Source organism: Geodermatophilus sp. SYSU D00525, assembly GCF_054050475.1.
In genome coordinates, this window is the sequence record NZ_JBJGZK010000013.1 from 1 (window position 1) to 24,619 (window position 24,619).

20 protein-coding genes and 1 tRNA gene are annotated in these 24,619 nt (G+C 74.5%); 14 read left to right on the forward strand and 7 right to left on the reverse strand.

What is annotated here, in order from left to right; translation table 11 throughout:
* Positions 1–293 precede the first annotated feature (293 nt).
* Positions 294–2,405, reverse strand: a complete 2,112-nt coding sequence (locus tag ACI796_RS12930; RefSeq protein ID WP_456941637.1) for a cation:proton antiporter — start codon at positions 2,403–2,405, stop codon at positions 294–296.
* Positions 2,406–2,660: 255 nt separating this feature from the next.
* Between ACI796_RS12930 and ACI796_RS12935 the strand changes: the two genes are divergently transcribed.
* Positions 2,661–3,506 (forward strand): protein kinase domain-containing protein, encoded by an 846-nt coding sequence (locus tag ACI796_RS12935; RefSeq protein WP_456941638.1) that lies wholly within the window; start codon positions 2,661–2,663, stop codon positions 3,504–3,506.
* An 81-nt stretch (positions 3,507–3,587) separates the two neighbouring features.
* Here the strand turns inward: ACI796_RS12935 and ACI796_RS12940 are convergent, their stop codons facing one another.
* Positions 3,588–5,417 (reverse strand): serine/threonine-protein kinase, encoded by a 1,830-nt coding sequence (locus ACI796_RS12940; RefSeq protein ID WP_456941639.1) that lies wholly within the window; start codon positions 5,415–5,417, stop codon positions 3,588–3,590.
* Between the two features lie 280 nt (positions 5,418–5,697).
* On the opposite strand from ACI796_RS12940, the gene ACI796_RS12945 reads away from it, so the two are divergent.
* From ACI796_RS12945 to ACI796_RS13000, 12 genes are all read left to right on the forward strand, one after another.
* Positions 5,698–6,549, forward strand: a complete 852-nt coding sequence (locus tag ACI796_RS12945) for a hypothetical protein (protein WP_456941640.1) — start codon at positions 5,698–5,700, stop codon at positions 6,547–6,549.
* Positions 6,550–6,634: 85 nt separating this feature from the next.
* Entirely contained in the window at positions 6,635–6,952 is a 318-nt protein-coding gene (locus tag ACI796_RS12950) for an antibiotic biosynthesis monooxygenase family protein (RefSeq protein ID WP_456941641.1), read from the forward strand.
* 39 nt (positions 6,953–6,991) lie between these two features.
* Positions 6,992–8,002, forward strand: coding sequence for a hypothetical protein (locus ACI796_RS12955; RefSeq protein ID WP_456941642.1), 1,011 nt, complete (start codon positions 6,992–6,994; stop codon positions 8,000–8,002).
* A 94-nt stretch (positions 8,003–8,096) separates the two neighbouring features.
* The gene (locus tag ACI796_RS12960; RefSeq protein ID WP_456941643.1) at positions 8,097–9,500 is read left to right on the forward strand and encodes a glycine--tRNA ligase; all 1,404 of its coding nucleotides are present in this window, start codon (positions 8,097–8,099) and stop codon (positions 9,498–9,500) included.
* Positions 9,501–9,639: 139 nt separating this feature from the next.
* On the forward strand, positions 9,640–10,794 hold the full coding sequence (dusB, locus tag ACI796_RS12965; RefSeq protein ID WP_456941644.1) for a tRNA dihydrouridine synthase DusB: 1,155 nt from the start codon (positions 9,640–9,642) through the stop codon (positions 10,792–10,794).
* Positions 10,791–11,231 (forward strand): hypothetical protein, encoded by a 441-nt coding sequence (locus tag ACI796_RS12970; RefSeq protein ID WP_456941645.1) that lies wholly within the window; start codon positions 10,791–10,793, stop codon positions 11,229–11,231. Before dusB ends, ACI796_RS12970 begins: the two co-directional genes overlap by 4 nt.
* A 104-nt stretch (positions 11,232–11,335) precedes the next feature.
* Complete coding sequence (locus ACI796_RS12975) at positions 11,336–11,725, forward strand: hypothetical protein (RefSeq protein WP_456941646.1); 390 nt, start codon at positions 11,336–11,338, stop codon at positions 11,723–11,725.
* A 277-nt stretch (positions 11,726–12,002) separates the two neighbouring features.
* The gene (gene ppdK, locus ACI796_RS12980; protein ID WP_456941647.1) at positions 12,003–14,714 is read left to right on the forward strand and encodes a pyruvate, phosphate dikinase; all 2,712 of its coding nucleotides are present in this window, start codon (positions 12,003–12,005) and stop codon (positions 14,712–14,714) included.
* Between the two features lie 64 nt (positions 14,715–14,778).
* Positions 14,779–15,405, forward strand: a complete 627-nt coding sequence (locus ACI796_RS12985; RefSeq protein WP_456941648.1) for a YdcF family protein — start codon at positions 14,779–14,781, stop codon at positions 15,403–15,405.
* 9 nt (positions 15,406–15,414) lie between these two features.
* Positions 15,415–15,930, forward strand: a complete 516-nt coding sequence (locus ACI796_RS12990) for a hypothetical protein (protein ID WP_456941649.1) — start codon at positions 15,415–15,417, stop codon at positions 15,928–15,930.
* A gap of 102 nt (positions 15,931–16,032) precedes the next feature.
* Complete coding sequence (gene dnaG / locus ACI796_RS12995) at positions 16,033–17,913, forward strand: DNA primase (RefSeq protein WP_456941650.1); 1,881 nt, start codon at positions 16,033–16,035, stop codon at positions 17,911–17,913.
* The gene (locus ACI796_RS13000; RefSeq protein WP_456941651.1) at positions 17,910–18,491 is read left to right on the forward strand and encodes a hypothetical protein; all 582 of its coding nucleotides are present in this window, start codon (positions 17,910–17,912) and stop codon (positions 18,489–18,491) included. Before dnaG ends, ACI796_RS13000 begins: the two co-directional genes overlap by 4 nt.
* A gap of 26 nt (positions 18,492–18,517) precedes the next feature.
* Here ACI796_RS13000 and ACI796_RS13005 read toward each other — a convergent pair whose 3' ends face one another.
* Positions 18,518–18,832 (reverse strand): hypothetical protein, encoded by a 315-nt coding sequence (locus tag ACI796_RS13005; protein WP_456941652.1) that lies wholly within the window; start codon positions 18,830–18,832, stop codon positions 18,518–18,520.
* 140 nt (positions 18,833–18,972) lie between these two features.
* Here ACI796_RS13005 and ACI796_RS13010 point away from each other — a divergent pair.
* Positions 18,973–19,045: transfer RNA gene (locus tag ACI796_RS13010), tRNA-Asn, on the forward strand.
* 413 nt (positions 19,046–19,458) lie between these two features.
* Here the strand turns inward: ACI796_RS13010 and ACI796_RS13015 are convergent.
* From ACI796_RS13015 to ACI796_RS13030, 4 genes are all read right to left on the reverse strand, one after another.
* Positions 19,459–19,887, reverse strand: a complete 429-nt coding sequence (locus ACI796_RS13015) for a nuclear transport factor 2 family protein (protein WP_456941653.1) — start codon at positions 19,885–19,887, stop codon at positions 19,459–19,461.
* A gap of 211 nt (positions 19,888–20,098) precedes the next feature.
* The gene (locus ACI796_RS13020) at positions 20,099–20,932 is read right to left on the reverse strand and encodes an IS5 family transposase (protein ID WP_456941654.1); all 834 of its coding nucleotides are present in this window, start codon (positions 20,930–20,932) and stop codon (positions 20,099–20,101) included.
* A gap of 286 nt (positions 20,933–21,218) precedes the next feature.
* Positions 21,219–22,652 carry a kelch repeat-containing protein gene (locus tag ACI796_RS13025; RefSeq protein WP_456941655.1) on the reverse strand — a complete coding sequence of 478 codons (1,434 nt, stop codon included), beginning with the start codon at positions 22,650–22,652 and terminating at the stop codon, positions 21,219–21,221.
* Positions 22,653–23,129: 477 nt separating this feature from the next.
* Positions 23,130–23,540 (reverse strand): flavin monoamine oxidase family protein, encoded by a 411-nt coding sequence (locus tag ACI796_RS13030; protein WP_456941733.1) that lies wholly within the window; start codon positions 23,538–23,540, stop codon positions 23,130–23,132.
* Between the last annotated feature and the right edge of the window lie 1,079 nt (positions 23,541–24,619).

Consider the following 24,619-nt stretch of genomic DNA (forward strand, 5'->3'; position numbering starts at 1 on the left):
CGGGGAGGCGGGCGCCGTCGCGTTCCGGGGCCGGGCCGCGGAGGGGCCTGCGCCCGCTCGTGCTCTGCCCCGCGGGTGGGGGCAGAGCACGAGCGCCGGCAGGAGGAGTCCCGCTGGGCGCCCACCCGGGCCCGGGTGCCGTCCCGGGTGGACCCGTGCTCTGCACCCACCCGTGTGCAGAGCACGAGCGCGTGACGGGGAGGTGGCGCCCCCGCGGGGAACGGCACCGGGAACGACGGAGCCCGCGTCCCCTCGAACGGGACGCGGGCTCCGGGCCTGCGGGGGAGCGGGACTCAGAGCGCCCCGGGGCGGGCGGCGATGCCGGCCAGGGTCTCGTCCATGTCGCGGTCGCTGTCGGCCGTGCCGGCGTGCACCAGCAGGATCGGCGTCAGGTCGTCGGCGGCCGGGACCGGACCCGCACCGGCCGGGGCGAGCAGCAGGGCGGGCAGCGTCTCGGTCTCCGCGGCGACCTGGACGCCGGCCTTGCGCAGCGAGTCGGCCACGTTGCGCCGGACGCCCCGCCGGCCCTCCGCGGCCCGCAGCTGCAGCGGCACCCGGCGACCCACGGCGGCGTGCGCGGCCAGCCGGAGCGCGGCCCGCCCGGAGGCGTCGCCGTCCTGCAGCACCGCGACCGGCCCGCCCGGCTGCAGGCCCGCCTCGCCCAGCTCGCCCGAGACGGTGACCACCGAGCCGCGCAGGGACGGCGGCCAGGGGGTGCCGGCGCCGTCTGCGGCGAGCGCGCCCTCGACGATGCCCCAGCCGCTGCGGACCAGGACGACGTCGGCCTGGCTGCTGCCGGCCAGGTCGGCCACCTCCGCCCACGGGTCCTCGCTGAACCGCGACGCGACCGATGCCTTCAGCCCTCGCGCCTCGACGATCCGGGCGAGGGTCCGCAGCTCGTCGGCCACGGTGGCCATCAGCTCGAGGTCGGCGCCGAGACCGGTGGACACCTCGGGCTTGGGACGGGACCGGCGGACCACGCGGGTCAGCACGACCTGCGCGGGCGACTCGCGGCCCACCAGGTCGCAGGCCAGGTCCACCAGGGCGGCGTCCCGGTCGGGCTCGTCCACGACGACCAGGACGGTGTAGGCCTCGGTGAGCCCCAGCTCGGCCCGCTCGGCCGCGGCGATGTCCCGGTCGAGGATGCGCTTGGGGTAGACGAGGTTGAGCAGCGGCGTGGCCATGCCCGTCGTCACCAGCGCCATGATCACCATGAGCGTGAACATCTCGCCGTCGAGCACGCCCTGCTGGACGCCGATGTTGAGGATGACCAGCTCGGTCAGCCCGCGGGTGTTCATCAGCGTGGCCAGGGCGGTGGACTGGCGCCGCGGGACCCGCATCGCCCGGGCGGCGGCGAACGCGCCGACGAACTTGCCGGAGATGGCGACCAGCAGGATGAGGCCGAGCTCGCCGAGGCCGGCCAGGTCGATCGCACCGACGTCGACGTTGAGGCCGGTGATGACGAAGAAGACCGGCAGCAGCAGGAGCACGCTGACCTGCTCGAGCCGGTCGATGATCTCGTGGTTGAGCCGGGCGGCGCCCTTGCGCGGCATGACGACGCCGAAGAGGAACGCGCCGAAGATGAAGTGGATGCCGATCTCCTCGGCCACCCAGGCGCTGGCGAGGATGCCGATGAGGACGCCGGCGAGCATCTCCGGGGTGAGCTGCCCGAGCCGCTCGTAGCGGGTGACGAGGACCCGCAGCAGCGGCTTGACCACCAGGAACATCACCAGGGCGAACGCCACCGACAGGCCGAGGATCAGCACCACGCCGCTGAACGAGGAGGCGGCCACGATCGCCACGACGACGGCCAGCAGGCACCAGGCCAGGACGTCGTCGACGGCGGCGCAGGCCAGCGCGAGGACGCCCGTGGGGACGCGGTGCATCTGCCGCTCGGCGAGGATCCGCGCGAGCACGGGGAACGCGGTGATGGACATGGCCACGCCCATGAACAGCGCGAACCCGAGGAAGGGGATCACCGAGGTCGACCCGTCGGTGGCGGTGAAGACGTCGTGCTGGGTGTGCAGGTAGGTCGCCAGCAGCACGCCCAGCGCGAACGGCAGCAGGATCGACGCCAGCGACACCGACACGGCCACCTTCTCCCGGCCGCGCATGAACGACAGGTCCACCTCGAGACCGACCAGGAACATGAACAGCACCAGGCCGAGCTGGGCCAGCACGTTGAGGAAGGGCCGGATGTCGGTCGGGAACAGCAGCAGGTCCAGGTCGCCCGGCAGGGCGCCGAGCAGCGTCGGGCCGAGGAGGATGCCGGCGACGATCTCACCGACGACGGCCGGCTGACCCACCTTGACGGCCAGCCGCCCCATCAGCCGGGCGATGACCATGATCACCGCGAGGTCGACGAAGACGTAGGCGATGATCTCTGCGACGGGGCGCGCTTCCACGTGTTCTCCGGGCGTAGCTGTCCGCGCCGCGTGGGACCGCGCGGGGGTCGGGTGGGATGGCGGGAACCGGGCACCCGGGGCCACGCCGGGCGCGGATGCTAGCCGCGGCGGTCCGGCAGTAGGGGTCCCGCGCGCGCGGCTTCTCGGCAGGCGCGAACCGGTTCCCGGACGGCGGGTCCCCCGGCACACTGTGCCGCTGCCGCGCACCGCGGCGTCCCGGCGCGGCCGGGGAGACAGCGTTTCAGGAGGACATGCATGGATGCCGTCGGCCTGGTGGGCGCGGCGCCTGCCACCATCGCGGACTACCAGGTGGTCCGCGTGCTCGGTGAGGGCAACAACGGCCGCTTCTACCTCGCCCGCCCACCGGCACGGCTCGGCCTGCCCGACGAGTACGTCGCGGTCAAGGTCTTCACCGGCACCCACAGCGAGCAGGCCTACGAGCGGGGCGTGCGGGAGCTGCGCGCGTTCGCGCAGGTGGCCTCGCCGTACCTGGTCCGGGTCTACGACGCCGTGCTGCAGGACAGCTTCCTGTACGCGATGGAGTACTGCCCCCTCGGCTCGCTGGCCGCCCCGGCGCGGCCGCTGAGCCGCGGCGAGGTGCTGCGCGCGGTGGCGCACGCCGCGCACGCCGCGCACGCGCTGCACGAGGCGGGCCTGACCCACGGTGACATCAAGCCGGCCAACGTCCTGCTCACCGAGGACGGCGGCAAGCTCTCCGACCTCGGCCTGGCGCGCTACCTCGCGCCGGGCGTCACGCTGACCGGCATGGCCAGCGCCGCCTCGGTCGAGTTCCTGGACCCGGCGCTGCTGCGCGGCGACCGGCCCTCGCGGGCGACCGAGGTGTTCGCGCTGGGCGCCACCCTCAACCGGGCGCTCACCGGCACCGGCCTGTACGGCGAGCTGCCCGACGGCGAGCCGCTGCTGGCCATCCGCCGGGTGATGAGCGCCGAGCCCGCGATCGCCCCCGGCCTGACCGACGAGGAGGCCGCGCTGGTCTCGGCGTGCCTCGCCCCGGTGGGGCAGCGCCCGGTGACCGCGCTGCAGGTGGCCGAGCGGCTGGACCGGATGGCCGCCGAGGCGCTGGGCGCCGCCCGCGCCTGACCGGTACCCGACGCGACGAGGGTCCCGTCCCCACCGGCCGGTGGGGACGGGACCCTCGTCGCGTGCGGGGCCGGGAGCCGGTCAGCGCTGCGTGAAGTCGCTGTGCGTGCTGTCGGTCCACCAGGCGTACAGCGTCCCCAGCCCGGCCTGGCCGCCGTTCTGGATGGCCACGATGCCCTCGGCGGCCAGGTCGTCCTGCGTCCAGTACAGGATCGCGTTGTTGTCGCCGTCGACGAAGCAGCCGAGCCGGCCGGCATCCACCCCGTTGATCGTGTACTCGTCGTAGCCCTGCCCGGTGGCACAGTCCGGCTGTCCGGTGAAGGCGCTGACGCCCTCGCGCGTCATGTCCGCGAGGAAGACGGAGTCGACGGTCGCAGCGTCCTCGTACAGGTAGAACGACGACGCCTCGGGGCCGGGCTGGGTCGCGGCGGCGCCGCAGTTGACCGCGGCGACGTCGCCGTCCCCGGCCGGGTCCGCGGCCTCGCAGGCCGCCGGGTCGAAGTCGCCCGGGATGATCGCCAGCAGCTGGTCCTGGGCGTCCGTGGAGGTCCCGCCGCCGGTGCTGCCGCCGGAGGTGTTCCCGTCCGACGTGTTCCCCGTCGACGTGTTCGCGTCGGAGGTGTTCCCCGTCGAGGTGTCGGTGTCGTCGGCCCGGACGTCGTCGCCGCCGCTGAAGCCGCCGGCCAGGGCGATGACCCCGACCACGACCGCGATCAGCGCCACCGCGGCACCCACGATCAGCAGTGGCAGCTTGCTCGAGCCCCTCGCGCCGCCCGAGGCCGAGGAGCCGGCCGGCGGCGGGAACCCGGGCCCGGCCGGCGGCGGGAAGCCGGTGGGCGGGCCGGGGTTCGACGGCGGGCCGTAGCCGGTCGGCGGGCCCGGGTTCGACGGGGGGCCGTAGCCGGTGGGCGGGCCGGGGTCGGACGGCGGGCCGTACAGCGCCGCGGGCGCGCCGGGGTGCGACGGCGCCCCGTAGCCGCCGGCGGGACCGGGGTTCGAGAAGCCCACGGTCTGCGGGTGGACCGGCAGCGGGGCGACCGACGTCGGCGGCGCGGCCTCGGACCGCACCGTCACGCCGGCCGAGCTCAGCGCCGCCCGCGCGGCCGCGGCGAACTCGCCGCACGTCGCGTACCGCTCGTCGGGCTCCTTGGCCAGGCCCTTGAGGACGACGTCGTCCAGGCCGCGGGGCAGGCCCGGCCGCAGCGCGGACGGCGGCTGCGGGGTCGTGTTGAGGTGCGCGTACATGAGCGTGGCCAGGCCGTCGCCGGTGAACGGACGCCGGCCGGTGAGGCACTCGAACAGCACGCACGCGAGGGCGTAGACGTCGACGCGCTGGTCGATCGGCTTCTCGAGGAACCGCTCGGGCGCCATGTAGTCGAAGGAGCCGAGCGCGGCGCCGGTCTGGGTCAGCGCCGGACCCTGTGCGTCCGACGTCGACCGGGCGATGCCGAAGTCCACCAGGTAGACGAACTCGTCGTCGCCACTGCCGGTCAGCAGGACGTTGGAGGGCTTGACGTCGCGGTGCACCAGGCCGTCGGCGTGCGCGGCGTCGAGGGCCCGGGCGGTCTGGCTGACGACGCCGACCGCCCGCTCGGGGCTCATCGGCCCCTCCTCGGCCAGGACCGCGGCGACGTCGCGGCCGGGCACCAGGCGCATGTCCAGGAACAGCCGGCCCTCGATCTCGCCGTAGCGGTGGATCGGGACGATGTGCGGCTCGTTCAGCCGCGCCGCCAGGTGCGCCTCGCGGCGGAAGCGCTCGCGGTAGCCGCGGTCCGCGGCCAGGTGCTCGGAGAGCACCTTGAGCGCGACCGTGCGGTCGTGCTCGGTGTCGAAGGCGCGGTACACCTCTCCCATCCCGCCGCGGCCGAGCAGCGCCTCGATGCGGTAGGGGCCGAACTGTTGCAACTCCACCGGTGATCCTCCGTGTGCCGCAGCCCGGGGCGCTCGTCGGAGCCGGGGCCGGGTGCGGGTCGACGGCGGAGTCTAGGGACGGGTCCGCGACCCGACCAGCGTCTCGGCCGTGGCTCGTCGGCCGGAGGGACGGGGCGGACGCCGGGCGGCGGACCGTGACCGGCGCGTGACCCGGCCGCGGAACTGCCGCGCGCGAACCTGTGGTCGGGACGGCGGAGTCTCCCTATCTTCCTCTCGCTCTCGGGCCCCCAGCGCCCGTCCCCACGAACGGAAGAAGCAGATGAGTCAGCCCCCCGGCCAGTACGGCGCGCCGAGTCAGTACGCGCAGCCCGGTCAGTACGGCGCGCCCGGTCAGTACGGCGCCCCCGGCGGCTACGGCGCGCCGGGCGGCTTCGGCCCGGGCGGCGGCCCCGGCTTCGGCCCCGGCGGCTACGGGCAGCCGCCGCAGAAGAAGAGCGTCCTGCCCTGGGTGATCACCGGGCTGGTCGTGGTGCTGGCCGGCGTCGGCGTGCTCCTCTTCTTCCTCCTCCGCGGCGACGACACCCCCGCCCCGGCGGCGCAGGAGTCCTCGACGTCGGCGGACGCCTCCGACGACGGCGGTGAGGACGGCGACGAGGGCGCGGACGGCGGCTCCGACACCGGCTCCGACACCGGTGCGGACACCGGCTCGGGCATGGGCATGGACATGGGCGGCCCGGTCGGTGTGCCGCCGGGCGCCGGCACCCCCGGCAACGGCGGGGGCGGCAGCACCGGCACCCCGATGGGCAACGACACCGGCGGCGCCGACGCCGGCCAGATCCCCGGCTCCTCCGACCTCGCGCTCGCGTGGGTCCAGGCGGTGTACGACTTCGACTACGCCACCGCCTACGGCCTGTCCTGCGCCGAGCTGCAGGCCGCGGCCCAGCAGGGCTCGGCCGGCACCGAGTACGCCCCCGACGAGTACCTGACGCTGTACTTCTACAGCCAGGTCCTGGGCGGCCACACGATCGCCGAGGGCGGCCTGGTCAGCATCGAGTACGACGCGGCCAACGCCGTCGACGTCGCGACCTTCGAGCTGACCCTCGACGACGGCACCACCCAGAGCGTGCAGGTGTGGGTCGGCCAGGACCTCACGGTCTGCAACTTCGGCTGACGCACCCCTCCGACGGCCGGTCCCCGCAGCGTGCGGGGGCCGGCCGTCGGCGTCCGTGCCGCCGGTCGTGCGGCACGATGGGCCGGTGTTCGCGGTGACCCGGCTGCGCGTGCCCGAGACCGAGGCGGCCCGCCTCGCCGACGCCGTCGACGGGCTGCTCGCGGCGCTGACCGCCCGGCCCGGCTGCCGCGGCGGGGAGGCCGGCCGCTGCGCCGACGACCCGACGCTGTGGGCGCTGGTCACCCGCTGGGAGGGCGTGGGCGCCTACCGCCGCGCGCTGTCGGCCCCGGAGGTCAAGGTCGCCGGCGCGCCGGTGTGGGTGCACGCCCTCGACGAGCCGGGCGCCTACCTGCCCGCCGACGGGCCCGGCGCGCGCCCGGCCGCGCAGGTCCCGGGTGCGTAGCCTGCGCGGGACAGTCCACACCGGGCCGGGAGGGGCGCGATGAGCCAGCCGCCGCAGGACGACGGGACGCCGCCGCCCGACCGCACCCGCGAGGTGCGCCTCCCCCCGCCGCCCCCGCTGCCGCGCCCGGACCAGCCCACCGGGCCGGTGTCCGGCGGTCCGGTGCCCGGCGGTCACGACCAGCGCGACCCCACCCTGCGGCTGGGCGCCCCCGGCCAGCAGATCCCGCAGCAGCAGACCCCGCAGCAGCAGACCCCGCAGCAGCCCCCCTACGGACAGCCGCCGTACGCCCCGCCCCCGTACGGACCGCCGCCCCAGGGCCGGCCCCAGCCCGGCTACGGCCAGCCGCCCCCGTTCGGACAGCCGCCCGCCGGTGCGCCGGGGTACGGGCCGCCGGGCTACGGGCCGCCCGGCTACGGACCACCCGGGTACGGCGCCCCGCCGCCGCCGCCGCGGAGGAGCCGGGGCCCGCTGGTCGCCCTGCTCGCCACGCTCGCCGTCCTCCTGGTCGGTGGCGGTGTGCTCGCCGCGGTCCTGCTCTCCCGGGACGACGACGGCGACGGCCCGGCCACGACGGCGACGTCGGCGAGCACGTCGGCGTCCACCCCGTCCTCGTCCACCTCGTCCTCGTCGTCGCCCTCGTCCTCCTCGCCGGGGTCGTCGTCCGGTGAGGGCGGCTTCGGCGGCGGCGCCGGCACCCCGACCGGAGGCGGCGGCGGAGGAGCGGGCGGGGACCTCAACGTCCCCGGCAGCCCGGAGTTCGCCGCCTCGTGGGTGCAGTCGGTGGTCGACCGCGACGCGGCCGCGGCCTACGACGGCCTGTGCGCCGACGGGCAGGGCCAGTTCCCCGACGGGCAGGCGGTGCTCGCCGACTTCGACACCTTCCTCGGCGGCCGGATCACCGAGGGCTCGGCCACCGGCGCGACGGCGGCCGACGACGTCGACGAGGTCACCTTCGAGGTGACCCTCGACAGCGGCCAGCCGGCCACGTTCGTCGTCACCGTGGTGGACGAGGGCGGGCCGGCCGTCTGCGGCTACACCTCCCCGTAGGCAGGGCGGCCGCCGCGGCCGGGGGCCGCTCAGGCGGGGCGTCTACCGTGGGCGGGTCAACCGCCGACCGCCAGCCGGATGGAGCACCGAGCTCGTGAGCGCCAGCAACACCACGCACGACCCCGCCCGCCTCGACAAGGTGGTCAACCTCTGCAAGCGCCGGGGGTTCGTCTTCCCGTCGGGGGAGATCTACGGCGGCACCCGCTCCGCCTGGGACTACGGGCCCCTGGGCGTCGAGCTCAAGGAGAACATCAAGCGGCAGTGGTGGCGCACCGTCGTGCAGAGCCGGGACGACATCGTCGGCCTGGACTCCTCGGTGATCCTGCCGCGGCAGACCTGGGTCGCCTCCGGTCACGTCGGCGTCTTCACCGACCCGCTGACCGAGTGCCAGAACTGCCACAAGCGCTTCCGGGCCGACCACCTCGAGGAGGCCTTCGAGGCGAAGAAGGGGCGGCTCCCGGAGAACGGCCTCACCGAGGTCACCTGCCCCAACTGCGGTGTCACCGGCCAGTGGACCGAGCCGCGCGACTTCAACATGATGCTCAAGACCTTCCTCGGCCCGGTCGAGGACGAGTCGGGGCTGCACTACCTGCGCCCGGAGACCGCGCAGGGCATCTTCGTCAACTTCGCCAACGTCATGGGCGCGGCGCGGAAGAAGCCGCCGTTCGGCATCGGCCAGATCGGCAAGTCCTTCCGCAACGAGATCACCCCGGGCAACTTCATCTTCCGCACCCGCGAGTTCGAGCAGATGGAGATGGAGTTCTTCGTCGAGCCGGGCAGCGACGAGGAGTGGCACCAGTACTGGATCGACGAGCGGACCCGCTGGTACACCGACCTGGGCATCTCCCCGGACAACCTGCGGCACTTCGAGCACCCGAAGGAGAAGCTGTCGCACTACTCGAAGCGCACCGTCGACATCGAGTACCGCTTCGGCTTCCAGGGCTCGGAGTGGGGCGAGCTCGAGGGCATCGCCAACCGCACCGACTTCGACCTGTCCACGCACACCGAGCACTCGGGCGTGGACCTGTCCTACTTCGACCAGGCCAGCAACACCCGCTGGACGCCGTACGTCATCGAGCCGGCGGCCGGCCTCACCCGCTCGCTGATGGCCTTCCTCGTCGAGGCCTACACCGAGGACGAGGCGCCCAACGCCAAGGGCGGCGTCGACACCCGCACGGTGCTGCGGCTGGACCCGCGGCTGGCGCCGGTCAAGGCCGCCGTCCTGCCGCTGTCGCGCAACGCCGACCTCTCGCCCAAGGCGCGTGACCTGGCCGCGACGCTGCGCCGGAACTGGAACGTCGACTTCGACGACGCCGGCGCCATCGGCCGCCGCTACCGCCGCCAGGACGAGATCGGCACGCCGTTCTGCCTCACCGTCGACTTCGACACCCTCGACGACGACGCCGTGACCGTGCGGGAGCGCGACTCGATGGGCCAGGAGCGCATCGGCCTGGACCAGGTGGAGTCCTACCTGGCCGCCCGGCTCCCCGGCTGCTGAGCGCACACGTCCGCGGAGGTGCCCGGGGCACCTCCGCGGACGGGCGCGACGGAGGAACGCGGGCCGGCGCCGGCCCGGGCGGCAGCGCGCCCCCGCGGGTGACCCCGGCCACCGGGCGCGGCCACCTACCCTGGACGGCGTGACGAGCACCCTGGCGCCGGCGGTCGCCCCGCTGCGGCTGGGGCCGCTCACCGTGGACCCCGCGGTGGTCCTCGCGCCGATGGCCGGCATCACCAACCCCGCGTTCCGCACGCTGTGCCGCGAGTTCGGGGCCGGCCTCTACGTCTGCGAGATGATCACCACGCGGGCGCTGGTCGAGCGCAACGAGAAGACGCTGCGGATGATCCGGGCCACGCCCGAGGAGGCCGCCGCCGGCTTCTCCGTGCAGCTCTACGGCGTGGACCCGGCCACCGTCGGGCGCGCGGTGGAGATGCTCGTCGACGAGGAGGTCGCCGGCACCCGACCGGCGCACGTCGACCTGAACTTCGGCTGCCCGGTGCCCAAGGTGACCCGCAAGGGCGGCGGGTCGGCGCTGCCGTGGCGGCGGGTGCTGTTCCGCGACATCGTGCGGGCCGCCGTCCGCGCCGCCCGCGACGTGCCGGTGACGGTCAAGACCCGCATCGGCATCGACGCCGGCCACGTCACCTACCTCGACGCCGGCCGGATCGCGCAGGACGAGGGCGCTGCGGCGATCACCCTGCACGGGCGCACCGCCGACCAGCTCTACAGCGGCACCGCGGACTGGGCTCCGATCGCCCGGCTGGTGGAGACCGTGGACATCCCGGTGCTCGGCAACGGCGACGTCTGGGAGGCCGACGACGCGCTGCGCCTGGTGCGCGAGACCGGGTGCGCCGGCGTCGTCATCGGCCGCGGCTGCCTGGGCCGGCCCTGGCTGTTCGGCGACCTCGCCGCCGCCTTCGCCGGGGAGTCCCGGCGGGCGCTGCCGACGCTGCGCGAGGTGGCCGCGGTCATGGTCCGGCACGCGCAGCTGCTGTCGGAGGCGCAGGGCGAGCTGCACGGCTGCACCGACTTCCGCAAGCACGTCGCCTGGTACCTCAAGGGCTTCGCGGTGGGCTCCGACGTCCGCCGCGCCCTGGCGATGGTCAGCTCGCTGGACGAGCTGGCCGGCCTGCTCGACCGGATCCCCGACCAGCCCTACCCGACGGCCGTCCTCGGCGGCCCGCGCGGCCGCACGAGCAGCCCCCGGCCGGTGGCGCTGCCCGAGGGCTGGCTCGACGACCGCGACGACCCGCGCCCGCCGGCCGGCGCGGAGCTGGAGACGAGCGGCGGATGAGCGGCCCGTACCTGTACGACGAGGGCCCCGAGGCGCTGCACACCGGCACCCCGCGGCGCCGCAACGGCCTGCTGCTGGCCGTCTTCGGCGGCACGGCGGCACTCGCCGTCGCCATGGTCGTGGCCCTGCCGCTGGTGAAGGGCACGGGGGAGGAGCAGGCCCGCGAGGCGGTCGGGGTCTTCCTGGCCGCGCTCGAGGCCGGCGACACGGGGACCGCCGGCGACCTGCTGTGCCAGGCCGAGCGCGACCGCGGCGACGTCGGCGACGTCCTCGCCGGGTACGAGCACCCCGGCGACGCGGAGGTGGTCGGCGTCGCGGAGGGCCGGCTCGGGGACCAGGACAGCCAGGAGGTCCGGGTCCGCCGGGACGACGGCACGGAGGCCACGCTCACCGTGGTGCTGGAGGACGGCCCGCGCGTCTGCGGCACCTCCGGCTGAGCGCGCGGGCGCCGCGAGCGGATCCCTTCTCGGAGTGCCACCGGGCTGTCACCATGTGCGCCGCCCGGCTGGAGGTCCACCGGGCCAGCCCGAGAGGAACCGCGTTGACGCAGCCGCCCCACCCGCCCGTCGCCCCCGCCGCGCCGTACGCCCAGCCCGGGCCCTACGCCCCCGCCGCGCCCTACGCGGCCGCCGGTGCCGTCCCCGCCGGTGCCGTGCCGGCCGGTGTCGCGCCCGCCGCCGCCCCGGCCCCGCAGCCGGCCGCGCCCACGCAGGTGGCCTTCCCCGGCCAGGTCCAGCTGCCGCCGCAGCCGCAGTTCGCGCCCACCCCGCAGCAGGCCGCGCAGGTGCAGCGCGGCGCGCTGGCCAGCGGCTTCCCGCGCTACGTCCCGCCGCCGCCGTCGCCGGTCAACCGCACCGGCCTCTACGTCGGCACCCTCGTCGTCGTGCTGACGCTCCTGTTCGCGGTCCTCGGCTTCGTCCTCGTCTCCTGACTCCCGCCGCCTGACCCCCGGCCGGCCCGGCCCCCTCTCCCGCCGGGCCGGCCGTCCGCTGCGTGAGGCCGCTCACCTCCGTGTCCCACGACGAGACACGGGCTGGCGTGTCCCCGTCCGGTGAGTGACGATCGCTGCCTGGCTCCGGGTGGACGTATGAGACGTCTACCCCCCACCGGGGACCCGGGGCCGCGCTCGCCGGAGCGGCCGACGGGGACCCCGCGACGCCGCCCCGGCAGCGGACGGGCGGCCGGCGAGACGAGCGCGGAGGTGCACGGTGGGCAGCGTCACGAGCACGACCACCTGGGTCTACGACTTCAGCGAGGGCAACAAGGACCAGAAGGACCTGCTCGGCGGCAAGGGCGCGAACCTCGCCGAGATGACCAACCTCGGGCTGCCCGTGCCGCCCGGGTTCACCATCACCACCGACGCCTGCCGCCACTACCTCGAGCACGGCAGCACCCCGCCCGACCTCGCCGACCAGGTGACCGAGCACCTGACGGCGCTGGAGAAGGCGATGGGCAAGACCCTCGGCGACCCCGCGGACCCGCTCCTGGTCTCGGTCCGGTCGGGGGCCGCGGCCTCGATGCCCGGGATGATGGAGACCGTCCTCAACGTCGGCCTCAACGACGAGTCGGTGCAGGGGCTGGCCGCCCAGTCCGGCAGCGAGCGCTTCGCCTGGGACTCCTACCGCCGGCTGATCCAGATGTTCGGCAAGACGGTCCTCGACATCGACGGCGAGCACTTCGAGGACGCCCTCGACGAGGCCAAGCGCGAGCAGGGCACCGACCTGGACCTGGACCTCGACGCCGAGCACCTGCGCGACGTCGTCGGCCGGTTCAAGGCCATCGTCCGCGAGCACACCGGCCGGGACTTCCCGCAGGACCCGCGCGAGCAGATGGACCTGGCGATCAACGCCGTCTTCGACTCGTGGAACAGCCCGCGCGCGATCCTCTACCGCCGCCGCGAGCGCATCCCCGGCGACGCGGGGACGGCGGTCAACGTCTGCTCGATGGTGTTCGGCAACCTCGGCGCCGACTCGGGTACCGGCGTCGCCTTCACCCGCGACCCGGGCAGCGGCGCGCAGGGCGTGTACGGCGACTACCTGCAGAACGCGCAGGGCGAGGACGTCGTCGCCGGCATCCGCAACACCGTGCCGCTGACCGAGCTCGAGCGCATCGACCGCGGCGCCTACGACGAGCTCATGCAGACGATGGCCCGCCTGGAGTCGCACTACCGCGACCTGTGCGACATCGAGTTCACCGTCGAGCGCGGCAAGCTGTGGATGCTGCAGACCCGGGTGGGCAAGCGCACCGCCGCGGCCGCGTTCGTCATCGCCACCCAGCTGGTGGACGAGGGCCTCATCGACATGGACGAGGCGGTCCGGCGGGTCACCGGCGACCAGCTCGCCCAGCTGATGTTCCCGCGGTTCGTCTCCGGGGGGGACGCCACCCGGCTGACCCAGGGCATGAACGCCTCGCCGGGTGCGGCGGTCGGCAAGGCGGTGTTCTCCTCCGAGACCGCCGTCCAGTGGGCCGACCGGGGGGAGAAGGTCGTCCTCGTCCGGCGCGAGACCAACCCCGACGACCTCGCCGGGATGATCGCCGCCGAGGGCGTGCTCACCAGCCGCGGCGGCAAGACCTCGCACGCGGCCGTCGTCGCCCGCGGGATGGGCAAGACGTGCGTGTGCGGCGCCGAGGAGCTGCAGGTCGACACCGCGAACCGGCGGTTCACCGCGCCCGGCGGCGTCACCGTCGAGGAGGGCGACCTCATCTCCATCGACGGCTCCACCGGCCGCGTGTGGCTCGGCGAGGTGCCGGTGGAGGACTCCGCCGTCGTCCGCTACTTCGAGGGCGAGATCGGCCCGGACTCGCCCGAGGCCGACGACCTCGTGCGCAGCGTGCACCGGATCCTCACCCACGCCGACGAGGTGCGGCGGCTGGACGTGCGGACCAACGCCGACACCCCCGAGGACTCCGCCCGCGCCCGCCGCTTCGGCGCCCGCGGCATCGGCCTGTGCCGGACCGAGCACATGTTCCTCGGCGACCGCCGGCAGCTGGTGGAGAAGCTGATCCTCGCCGAGACCGACGAGGACAAGCAGGCGGCGCTCGACGCGCTGGCGCCGCTGCAGAAGCACGACTTCGTCGAGATCTTCGAGGCGATGGACGGGCTGCCGGTGACCGTGCGGCTGCTCGACCCGCCGCTGCACGAGTTCCTGCCCGACCTCACCGACCTCTCGGTGCGGGTGGCCGTCGCCGAGGCGCAGGGGCACCCCGACGAGGCCAACCTGCGGCTGCTGGCCGCCGTCCGCCGGCTGCACGAGCAGAACCCGATGCTCGGGCTGCGCGGCGTCCGGCTGGGCCTGGTCGTGCCGGGGCTGTTCGCCATGCAGGTGCGGGCCATCGCCGAGGCCGCGTGCGAGCGCAAGTCGGCCGGCGGGGACCCGCGGCCGGAGATCATGATCCCGCTGGTCGGCGCGGTGCAGGAGCTCGAGGCGATCCGCGAGGAGTCCGAGCAGGTGCTCGCCGCGGTGTTCGAGGAGTGCGGCGTCGACCTCGACGTCCTCATCGGCACGATGATCGAGGTCCCCCGGGCGGCGCTGACCGCGGAGGAGATCGCGCAGTCGGCCGAGTTCTTCTCCTTCGGCACCAACGACCTCACCCAGATGACCTGGGGCTTCTCCCGCGACGACGTCGAGGCGGCGTTCTTCCACGCCTACCTGGACAAGGGCATCTTCGGCGTCTCCCCGTTCGAGTCGCTGGACCGCCCCGGCGTGGGCCGGCTGGTGGAGGTCGGCGTGCAGGGCGGCCGCGCGGCGCGGCCGGACCTCAAGCTCGGCGTCTGCGGCGAGCACGGCGGCGACCCCGACTCGGTGCACTTCTTCCACGAGGTCGGCCTGGACTACGTGTCCTGCTCGCCGTTCCGGGTGCCGGTGGCCCGGCTGGAGGCCGGCCGGGCGGCGCTCGGCGGGGAGCGCGCCGGGTCCTGACGGCGGCGCGGCACGCCCGTCCCACCAACCACACCCGGCGCACGGCCCGTGTCATCCTCGACCGGTGACGCGGGTCGGGGCACTGGTGACACGGGTGTTCGGCGCCGTCGTGCTCGCCGCCCTGCTGCTGGTCGCCTCCACCGCCGCCGCCATCTGGTGGACCGCGCGGCAGGACGCGCGGCCGGCCTCGGACGCGATCGTCGTGCTGGGCTCGGCTCAGTACAACGGCGTCCCGTCGTCGATCTTCGAGGCCCGGCTCGAGCACGCGCTGTCGCTGTGGGAGGACGGCGTCGCGCCGGTCGTCGTCACCGTCGGCGGCAAGGCGGCCGGCGACCAGTTCACCGAGGCCGAGGCCGGGCGCGACTACCTGCTGGGCCAGGGCATCCCCGAGGAGTCGCTGCTCGCGGTGCCCGAGGGCGTGGACACGCTGGAGAGCATGCGGGCGGTCGGGACGGCGTTCGGCGAGCGCGGGTGGACCAGCGCCGTCGTGGTCACCGACCCCTGGCACGCCATGCGCGCCGAGCGGATGGCCGAGGACGCCGGCATCAGCGCCGAGAGCTCGCCGACCCGGCAGGGCCCCGCCGTGCAGACCCGCAACACCCAGTTCCGGTACATCCTCCGCGAGACCGCCGCCTACCTGCTCTACCGCGTGACCGGGGAGAGCGTCGCCGGCGCGCCGGGCATCGGCTGAGGAGGGCGCATGCTGGAGCCGGGGAGGGCGGGGGAGCGCGGGACGGCGAAGGGCGAGGTGCCCGTCCTGCGCGACGGCGCCGTCGCCCGGCTCCGCGTCAGCGGCTGGAAGGAGGCCGCCACCGCCGTCGTCGGGGACCGCGAGTGGGTCCTCGGCCGGCGCAGGGGCGGGGTGCTCGCCGGCCGGTGGGCGGCCGAGCCCGCGGACGCCGCCCGCTTCACCGCTCGGCAGGTGTCGGTGTGGCGCGGCACCTGGCGGGTCGACGCCGACGGCACCGCGGTCGACGTCGTCCCGGCGTCGTGGTGGCGGGGCACCTACCGGTTCGCGGTGGGGGAGCGGGTGGTGGCCGGGAGCGGCTCCACCGGCGGCTGGTCACCCCGGCCGACGCTGACCGCGGACGACGACCTGCCGCTCGACGTCCAGGTCCTGCTGCTGTGGCTGGTCCTGGTGCTGCAGCGGCGCACCTACGGCGCGGCGGTGGTCGCCGTCGCCGCCGGCGGCGCCGCGGCCGCGGGCAGCGGCTGAGCCCACAGCGGGCGAGGGCCACCACTCGCCGTCGTCGCGACGGGGGATGATCGGTGCGGGACGCGCACGGGCGTCCCGGCAGCAGCACGACGGAGGAGGCCCATGGCCGGCCGGGGACGCATCCGAGCGGCGGACATCGCGCTGGTGCGCGAGCGCAGCCGGATCGACGAGGTGGTCGGCGAGCACCTGCAGCTCAAGCGCGCCGGGGGCGGCAGCCTCAAGGGCCTGTGCCCGTTCCACGACGAGAAGTCGCCGTCGTTCCACGTCACCCCCTCGAGGAACCTCTACCACTGTTTCGGCTGCGGGGCCGGGGGCGACGTCATCAGCTTCGTCCAGCAGATCGACCACCTGAGCTTCACCGAGGCGGTCGAGCGGCTGGCCGCCCGCGCCAACATCGACCTGACCTACGAGGACGACGGCGGCCGGCCCACCGGGGCGCCGGACCGGGCGCAGGCCGGGCAGCGCGCCCGGCTGGTCGCCGCGAACACCGAGGCGGCCAACTTCTACGCCGAGCAGCTGCGCAGCCCCGAGGCGTCGCCCGCCCGGCAGTTCCTCGCCGACCGCGCCTTCGACCGGCAGGTCGCCGTCGACTTCGGCTGCGGGTACGCCCCCGGCGGGTGGGACGCGCTGACCCGGCACCTGCGCGCGAAGGGCTACAGCCAGCAGGAGCTGGTGACGGCGGGGCTGGCCAAGGAGTCCTCGCGCGGCACGCTCATCGACCGGTTCCACCGCCGCCTGGTCTGGCCCATCCGCGACATCACCGGCGACGTCATCGGCTTCGGCGCCCGCAAGCTCATGGACGACGACCCCGGCCCCAAGTACCTCAACACCCCCGAGACGCCGCTGTACAAGAAGAGCAGCGTCCTCTACGGCATCGACCGGGCCAAGCGGGACATCGCGAAGAAGCACCAGGCCGTCGTCGTCGAGGGCTACACCGACGTCATGGCCTGCCACCTGGCCGGGGTGACGACGGCGGTGGCGTCCTGCGGCACCGCGTTCGGCCCCGAGCACATCGGCGTGCTGCGCCGGCTGCTCATGGACCAGGACGAGTTCCGCGGGGAGGTCGTCTACACCTTCGACGGCGACGCCGCGGGCCAGGCCGCCGCGCTCAAGACGTTCAAGGAGGACCAGCGCTTCGTCGCGCAGACGTTCGTGGCCGTCGAGCCCGACGGGCGCGACCCCTGCGAGCTGCGCCAGGCGCACGGCGACGCCGCCGTCCGGGACCTCGTGGCCCGGCGGACCCCGCTGATCGAGTTCGTCCTGCGGACGACGCTCGCCGAGTACGACCTGGACACCGTCGAGGGTCGGGTCGCCGCGCTGGACCGGACGGCGCCGCTGATCGCCCAGGTCAAGGACCACGCGCTGCGCCCGGCCTACGCCCGCCGGCTGGCCGGGCTGATCGGCGACACCGACGAGGGCGAGGTGCTCGAGCGGGTGCGCCGGATCACCGGCGGGGAGGTGGCGTCCTCGCGGTCGCGGCCGCGGGTCCCCAAGCGCACCCCGGACGACGCCGCGCTGGCCGTCGAGCGGGAGGCGGTGAAGGCCGCGCTGCAGGTGCCCGAGATCGCCGGGCCCTCGTTCGACGCGATCCCGCCCGAGGCCTACACCGACCCGGACTACGCCGCCGTCGCCGCGGCCGTGATCCAGGCCGGGGGCGCGGCGGCCGCGCAGGTCACCGGGCCGGAGTGGCTGGACCTGGTGGCGGCGCACTGCGAGCGCGAGACCGCCCGCGCCCAGCTCACCGCGCTCGCCGTCGAGCCGCTGCGGTCGGTGGGGGAGGGCGACGCCGGCTACGTCTCGGCGGTGCTGGCCCGGCTGCAGGAGATGGCCATCGTCCGGCAGGTCACCGCGCTCAAGGCCAGGCTGCAGCGGATGAACCCGGTCGAGGAGGGTGACGCCTACATGCGCGCCTTCTCCAAGCTCATGGCGCTGGAGCAGGAGGCCATCTCGCTGCGGCAGCGGGCGATCGGCGGGCTCGCGTGAGCCTCGCCTCCGCCCTGCGCCGCCGGTTCACCCGCCCACCGGAGCCGGTGCGCGCCGTCGTGCAGGCCTCGGCCGACCCCGACGAGCGGGTGCTGGCCTGGGGCGCGCTGGTCCGCGGGCAGGGCTGGCTGGTGGCCACCAGCCGCGGGCTGCGCGTCGTCCCCGCGGACCTGCCGCTGGACGCGGCCGGCGACGTCGGTGTGCTGCGCTGGCACGAGGTCGGCTCGGCCCGCTGGGCGGCCACCAACGACGGCGGTGGCAGCTTCACCGTCAGCGCGCTGACCGAGGTGGAGCCCGGCGTGCAGGCGCGTGAGCCCGCGCAGCGGCACGCGCTGAGCGACGCCGGCGACCTGCCCGCCGTAGTGCGCCGCCGGGTGGACCAGACGGTGGTGGCCAGCCGCCGCTCGCCGCTGCCGAACGGCGGCGGGGTGGTGCTGGTGGCGCGCCGGGTGCCCGGTCAGGCGGCGCGGGAGTGGACCGTCGTGTTCGACGACGACGCCGACCGCAGCGACCCGGAGGCGCGCGAGGTGGCCCGCCGCAAGCTCGAGGAGGCGCTGGCCGCGGAGCAGCCGGGCTGAGGTCGGCTGCTCCGCGGCCGGTGGTCTCAGCCGACCGGCGGCGGGTCGACCGGCAGCGCGGTCAGGTCGGGCGACTCGGTGGCCGTGGTCGGCGGCGTCGTCGTGGTGCCGGTGCTGCGCGGGGACGCGCCGTTGGAGCCGGTGTCCCGGCCCATCCTGGCCTTCACCGAGCTGACGACGTCGTCGGCGCGGGCCTGCGCCATGCCGGCCAGGCCCTGCAGCTGGGGGTTGTCCTTGGCGTCGGACCACAGCCCGCGGATCTGCTCGTAGCGCTCGCGGCCGGCCCGGGCGCCGAGCACGTATCCGGCGCCGAAGCCGAGGAGGAAGGAGAACTTGGCCACGGGGACCTCCGGGGTCGCGGGGCGGACAGGCTTCGTGATCACGCTACGGGGGGACGCGATCGTCCGCGATCCGGAGGGCCTGCGCAGGGCGCCGGAGGGCGTGAGGTACATTCGTGAGGCGCGCGGGTCGCACCCGCCCATCCCCCGTAGCTCAATTGGCAGAGCATGCGACTGTTAATCGCAGGGTTATTGGTTCGAGTCCAATCGGGGGAGCAACACCGCAGGTCAGCGGGCTGGCAGGCGACCCGAGCCCCGGCCGACGACCAACAAACCACTGGGCGGCGTTCCCCCGTCGGCTCGGCCGCGGGCAGCCCCACGTCGCCGTGCCCTAGGGGACCCGGGACCTCGTCACGTCGGGTCATACCGGTACCGCAGGACGCGGTCGAGGGCTGAACGATCCGAGCACCGCGAGCGCTGGTGTCCCTGAAGGCGGCTCCAGAGACACATGGCGTGCGGACGGGACGGCTCACAGTGTGGCTGTCCTGGACCGACGGCGTGTCCTGGTGGGATGTCTGGGCCGCTCCGGGCTACGCGGCAGGGCCGCGCTCGCGATGGTCCCCTGCGGCGACGAGGCGGTCACTGCTCTGCGCGAGCAACGGCGCCGGCCGCTCGATGCGACCTGTCCCTCACACAGGCGCCGGCGCGCTGCCGGGCGCCTCGGCCCGGACGAGCTGCGCGCGCAGCGCGGCCATCGGGAAGTAGGCGCGCAGCGCGGTGATGAACCCGCCCGCGATGTCGTAGGCCATGGCATAGGGGAACCGGACATCGCGGCCGCTGGCCGGCACGCCCTCCCACGTGTCGACCTGCCGACCGATGAAGACGGCCTCGAGCATCGCCGCACCCTCGCCGGTCAGGAGGCTGACCAACTCTGGGTGGGCGTCGAAGGACCGGGTGTGCATCGCGACGATGTGTTCGCGGACGGCCTCCCGACCTCGGATCTGCACGCCGGTCTCCATGGTCGTCCAAACGACGTCCGGGGCGAAGGACTGGGCGAAATCCCTGCCGTTCCGCAGTGCGTCAAGGTAGCGGTCCATGACCTCGCTGGTCTCGGTCATCGCAGGTCCCCCTCCGTGAGGCTGCTCCGACCACTGCCATGATCCTCAGGGCGGTGACGGCCGACTAGAGTCCCGCGGCCCTCCCGGCGGTTCAGGCGAGACGTCGGCCCCGACCGATCTCGTGGGCCGTGTCCCTTGGTGGGCCGCTCAGGGGCACAGGGCGGTCGCTCGCTGCGAGCCCCTGGCAACTGCTCACGGCAGGCATACGGGCTTAGAAGTCGTTGCATTGGTTCGTCGGGAGGCGTCGGGCGCAGATGAGCGTGACTGCGAGCCGGGCCAGGACGGTGATGCTGACGGCGGTGCGGTCGTGACGCAGGGCCAGGCGTTTGTTGGACAGCAGCCAGCCGAGGGCGCGTTCTACGACCCAGCGGTGCCGGCCGAGTCGGGCTCTGGGGTCCCGGCCGATGCGGGCGGCGATGCCGCGGCGGCGCAGGTAGCGGCGTACGCGCGGGTTGTCGTAGCCCTTGTCGCCGTGCAGCTTGACCGGCCGCCGCCGTGGGTGGCCGCGGTCGCCGCGGTGGATCGCCGGCATGCCGTCGAGGATCGGTTCGACGAAGAGGCTGTCGTGCCGGTTCGCGGCCGAGACCAGCACGTTGAGCGGCAGCCCAGCGGGTCGACGAGCAGGTGGTACTTGCTGCCGGCCTTGCACCGGTCGGTGGGGTTGGGCCCGGTCAGCGCACCCCCTTTTCGCCCGGAGGCTGACCGAGTCCGGGCTGGCCCGCGACCAGTCCAGCCGGTCCTGCTCACCGAGCCGGTCGAGCACCGCCTGGTGCAGCCGGTCGAAGACGCCGGCCTCGGCCCACTCGTGCATCCGGCGCCAGCAGGTCCAGCCCAAGCCATAGCCGAGCTCGGCAGGGAGCTCGGCCCAGCCGATGCCGGTGGTGAGCACGAACGCGATGCCCTCGAGCACGTCCCGATCGGAGGCCCGGGGCCGGCCGGTGCGGCCGTGCACCGCCGGCGGCCGGGGCGGGATCAGCGGCTCGCCCAGTGCCCACAGCTCGTCACTGATCAGCCGCGGCGGCGGGGAAGACGCCGGCAAGGACATGCGCCGCAGCCTGCGGCGGCCCGTCACGACGGAACAGGACCCCACGACCTACTCTCGCACCGTCCTCTAGACCTCGTGTCGGAATGATCCCCTTCTCAACCGCGAGCGCATCCCCGCGCTGACAGGGCAGTGTGCTGACGCCGACCGCGAGGACGTGCACCGGCTGTTGCCACTGACCGACCTACGCGTGCCGGGCATCCTCATCTGTTGCCCTGCAGGGCACTTCTCGCCGCCGCTCCGTCCACCCACGCCGGACGGGGCGCAAATCGTCGTGGGCCCGCACGTCTCAGGTGGGACTGAACGTCTCCGCCGACCCGGGAGGAGCCGACGGTGGCTCCATCGCCCCTCCACCAGCGAGCAGGACGCGTCCGTCGGCGAGCAGGGCCGTCGCAGGAGACCTGCGGGCGACGCGCATGTCGTTGGTCCGGGTCCACGTGCCCGTCACTTCGTCGTAGAGCTCGGCGTAGGCCACTGCGCCCCAGTCGTCGCGTCCACCAGCGATGAGGATCCTGCCGTCGAGTAGCGGCACCAGGTCGAATCCGCTGTCTCGGCCGAAGACCAGGTTCCCGGTCGCTGTCCATGTCCCGGTGGCCACCCGGTACACCTCGGCGCTGCTCAGCACGCTGCTCGGTGCGCCCGCTGGGCTGGAGCCGCCGGCGATCAGGACGTCACCGCTGGGCAGCCGTGCGATGCCGGGGCAGCACACGTCGTCGTCCGATCGTCCGTCGCTCATCGGACCGGTGGTCGTCCAGGAGCCCGTAGTGGGGTCGTACAGCTCGGCGCTGGTGAATCCGTCTTGCCCGGCGTCTCCGCCGACGGCGAGGACGCGGCCGTCGAGGAGCCGGATGGCGCTGTGCTTGGTGCGGGCTGTGGCCAGTGAGCCGGTCGTCGACCACTGACCGGTTGCCGGGTCGTAGAGCTCGGCGGAGGCGAGTGTGGCCAACCCGGTCGACGTGCTCGTGACACCGCCGGCGACGAGAACCCGGCCGTCGGCGAGCAGCACGGCTGTGTGCCCGTACCGGGCGGTGCCCATCGCGACGGTCGGCGTCCACTGACCGGTCGTAGGCGAGAAGAGTTCCGTGGTCGCCAACGGTGTGGACGATGCAGTGAACCCGCCGGTACGCAACACCCGGCCATCGGGAAGCAACGTGAGCCCGAAGTGGGACGCAACGGCGCCGATGGCCTCCACCGACGTCCAGGTAGACGTCACCGTGTCGTAGACCTCGCAGACCGACAGGCCCGAGCCGCTCGCGCCCGGGGCGACTCCGCCGACGACGAGCACCCGGCCGTCGTGCAGCCGCACGCTGGTCGCCTGTTCGCGATCGGTCGGCATGGGAGTCGTCAGTGCCCACCGGTTCCCGAGGGTCGGCGCCTGAGGCGTGACGGGAACGGAGGGCGACGACGACGGGCCGGCCCCGGCGCCGTTCACCGCGGTGACGGTGAAGGAATAACTCTGGCCGTTGACCAGGCCGGTCACGTCGATCCGTCCGTCAGGTCCCGCCGGGCGGATCTGGCCGTCAGACCCGACGACGACGTGGCTGGTCACCTGGGCGGCACCGTCGTCGTCCGACCACGTGAGGCGAACGCTCGCAGGACTGGCGATCGCGCGCAGCCCTGTCGGCGCCGACGGCACCGCCAGCACGTTGGCAGCGGGGACATCGGCGCTGGGGGTGTCAGCCGCTGGGACATCGACACAACTGCCCGAGGTGCCCGAGGTCATCGGTCCTCCATGCTGCTTGTTCGAGCGGCGGTGCCGCTGTGTGGATTGTCATCGCGACTGTCGGTCGCCCTGGACTGTGCGAGGCTCTGCTGCCGCGCCGGATCACTGCCCGTGGTCGTGAGGCGATCGCCAACGGCGACGCCGTCGCCCACCGACGACTCTTCGCCCCATGCGTCACGGCGGCATCACGTCAATGTCACGGGCTGGGTGCCCACCTGGGGGTGCCCCCTGTCCGCCCCGCCGCGGCAGGCCGCACCCCCTTGCTGGTGACCGCGCCGGCTTGAGCTGCGCCAGTGGTTGTGCTGACGGCCCCGTGCCGCCCTCGTCCGCACGAGGCCGGGCTCGCGACGGCGCAGAACAGGAGCCTCGCGCCTGCCAGGCAGGATGTGCAGCACCGTGCGGCTAGCTCACGACGACGGTTCCGGGGACCCGGGGCGTCGGGCGGCCGGATCCGGCCCGCCTCATGACCATCCGTGGTCACCGAACACGGTCTGGCCACCGGAGCAGGCGGGCGCTCACCGCTTCCCCGCTGCGCACCGCGCCTTCCATGTAGCCGTTCCATTCGGGCGCACACTCAGCGCCCGCCCAGTGGATGCGGCCCACCGGCGCGCGCCACGCCTCGCCGTAGGACGTCCAGACCCCGGTCGTGAAGTGGGCGCCGTAGCAGCCGCGGGTGAACTCCTCGGCCATCCAGTCACGCTCCACATACCGCGTGGGATGTGCGGCCTGGGGACCGAAGTAGCGCGCGAAGCAGCCCAGGACCTGTCGTCGTCGTTCAGCCTCGGACAATCGCGCGGTCAGCCGCGCCCCCCTGCCCTCGAGAAAACCCATGAGCACTCCGGGACGCCCGGCGGGCGGGGAGTTGTCGAAAGTGATCTTGAGGAGCAGTACCGCAGGTCAGGGCTCTGTGGTCGGGATGCTTCACTGAGTCAGCCTTGACGAGCCCTGACCTCGCGGGTCAGGCGCCCGGCGAGCACGTGAGGCCCCTCCCGCGCTGCCCCCCGCCGGTCGCGGGCCGAGGAACACCCCCCGGTTCCGCTCCTGCGGCTGGGGCGTGGTGACGCGGTGGTGACGCCCCTGCCGCTACACCTCGACCCATGCCGCTGACCTCTCGGGTGGGAGCTCTCAGACTGCGACGGGCGACGACCGACCTGGCCGCTGAGGACTCTCTCCCGGTCGAGCCGGCCTTCCCGGTCGGTGCGGGCGAGGGCGCGCAGGCGAGTTCGGTCCCGTCGCGTGGGTTCGTCGCGGCGACGGGGACGTTGACCCACGCCGAGCCTGACGCGCTGGTGGATCAGGTGCCGGTGCTCTCGGGGGACAGACGCGTCCCCCTGCAGCTGGGGTCGTCGATGCACGCGGCATCAGCACGCCCCGAGGCGTCGGGTCGCCGTGCCGGCGCCCGGCCGCGACTGCGGCGGCCACGGCCGGGGTGATCGCATGTCGAAGTCGCGTAGAGGGATCGTGTGCATGGCCGCGGCGGTGCTGGTGGCCGTCGCCGGTTGCGGCGGTGGCGGGGACGACGGCGACCCGGGTGCCGCTCCGGCCACGACGACGTCATCCGCGCCGGCTCCGACGACCGCGCCGACACCGACCGATCCGGGATCACCTCCGTCCGAACCCACAGCCGACCCGGACACCCCCGGCCCGGACACCCCCGAGCCGGAGACACCGGGGGAGTCGCCGACCGGACCGGGTGCTCCGGCGCCGGACTCCCCGCAGCAGCCGACCGAGCCGGGCTCGTCGGCGCCTCCGGCTCCCCAGACGACCACTCCGTCATCACCCCCGCTGTCGTCGCCGTCGCCTCCGCCGTCGCCTCCGCCGCCGCCTCCGCCGCCTCCGCCGCCTCCGCCGGCTGAACCCCCACCTGAGCCGGCAGCGCCTCCGCCTCCCCCCGAGCAGACGGGTCCGGAGGCCCCGGAGTCGCCGGCGGAGGAGGAGCCAGAGGCCCGGACGGTCGGACTGCCGAT

Bases quoted from the DNA above. Each gene is read 5' to 3' on its own strand.
- ACI796_RS12935 (WP_456941638.1), top strand. From the start codon at position 2,661: ATGGATGCCGTCGGCCTGGTGGGCGCGGCGCCTGCCACCATCGCGGAC.
- ACI796_RS12945 (WP_456941640.1), top strand. From the start codon at position 5,698: ATGAGTCAGCCCCCCGGCCAGTACGGCGCGCCGAGTCAGTACGCGCAG.
- ACI796_RS12955 (WP_456941642.1), top strand. From the start codon at position 6,992: ATGAGCCAGCCGCCGCAGGACGACGGGACGCCGCCGCCCGACCGCACC.
- ACI796_RS12970 (WP_456941645.1), top strand. From the start codon at position 10,791: ATGAGCGGCCCGTACCTGTACGACGAGGGCCCCGAGGCGCTGCACACC.
- ACI796_RS12990 (WP_456941649.1), top strand. From the start codon at position 15,415: ATGCTGGAGCCGGGGAGGGCGGGGGAGCGCGGGACGGCGAAGGGCGAG.
- dnaG (WP_456941650.1), top strand. From the start codon at position 16,033: ATGGCCGGCCGGGGACGCATCCGAGCGGCGGACATCGCGCTGGTGCGC.
- ACI796_RS13015 (WP_456941653.1), bottom strand. From the start codon at position 19,887: ATGACCGAGACCAGCGAGGTCATGGACCGCTACCTTGACGCACTGCGG.
- ACI796_RS13020 (WP_456941654.1), bottom strand. From the start codon at position 20,932: ATGTCCTTGCCGGCGTCTTCCCCGCCGCCGCGGCTGATCAGTGACGAG.
- ACI796_RS13025 (WP_456941655.1), bottom strand. From the start codon at position 22,652: ATGACCTCGGGCACCTCGGGCAGTTGTGTCGATGTCCCAGCGGCTGAC.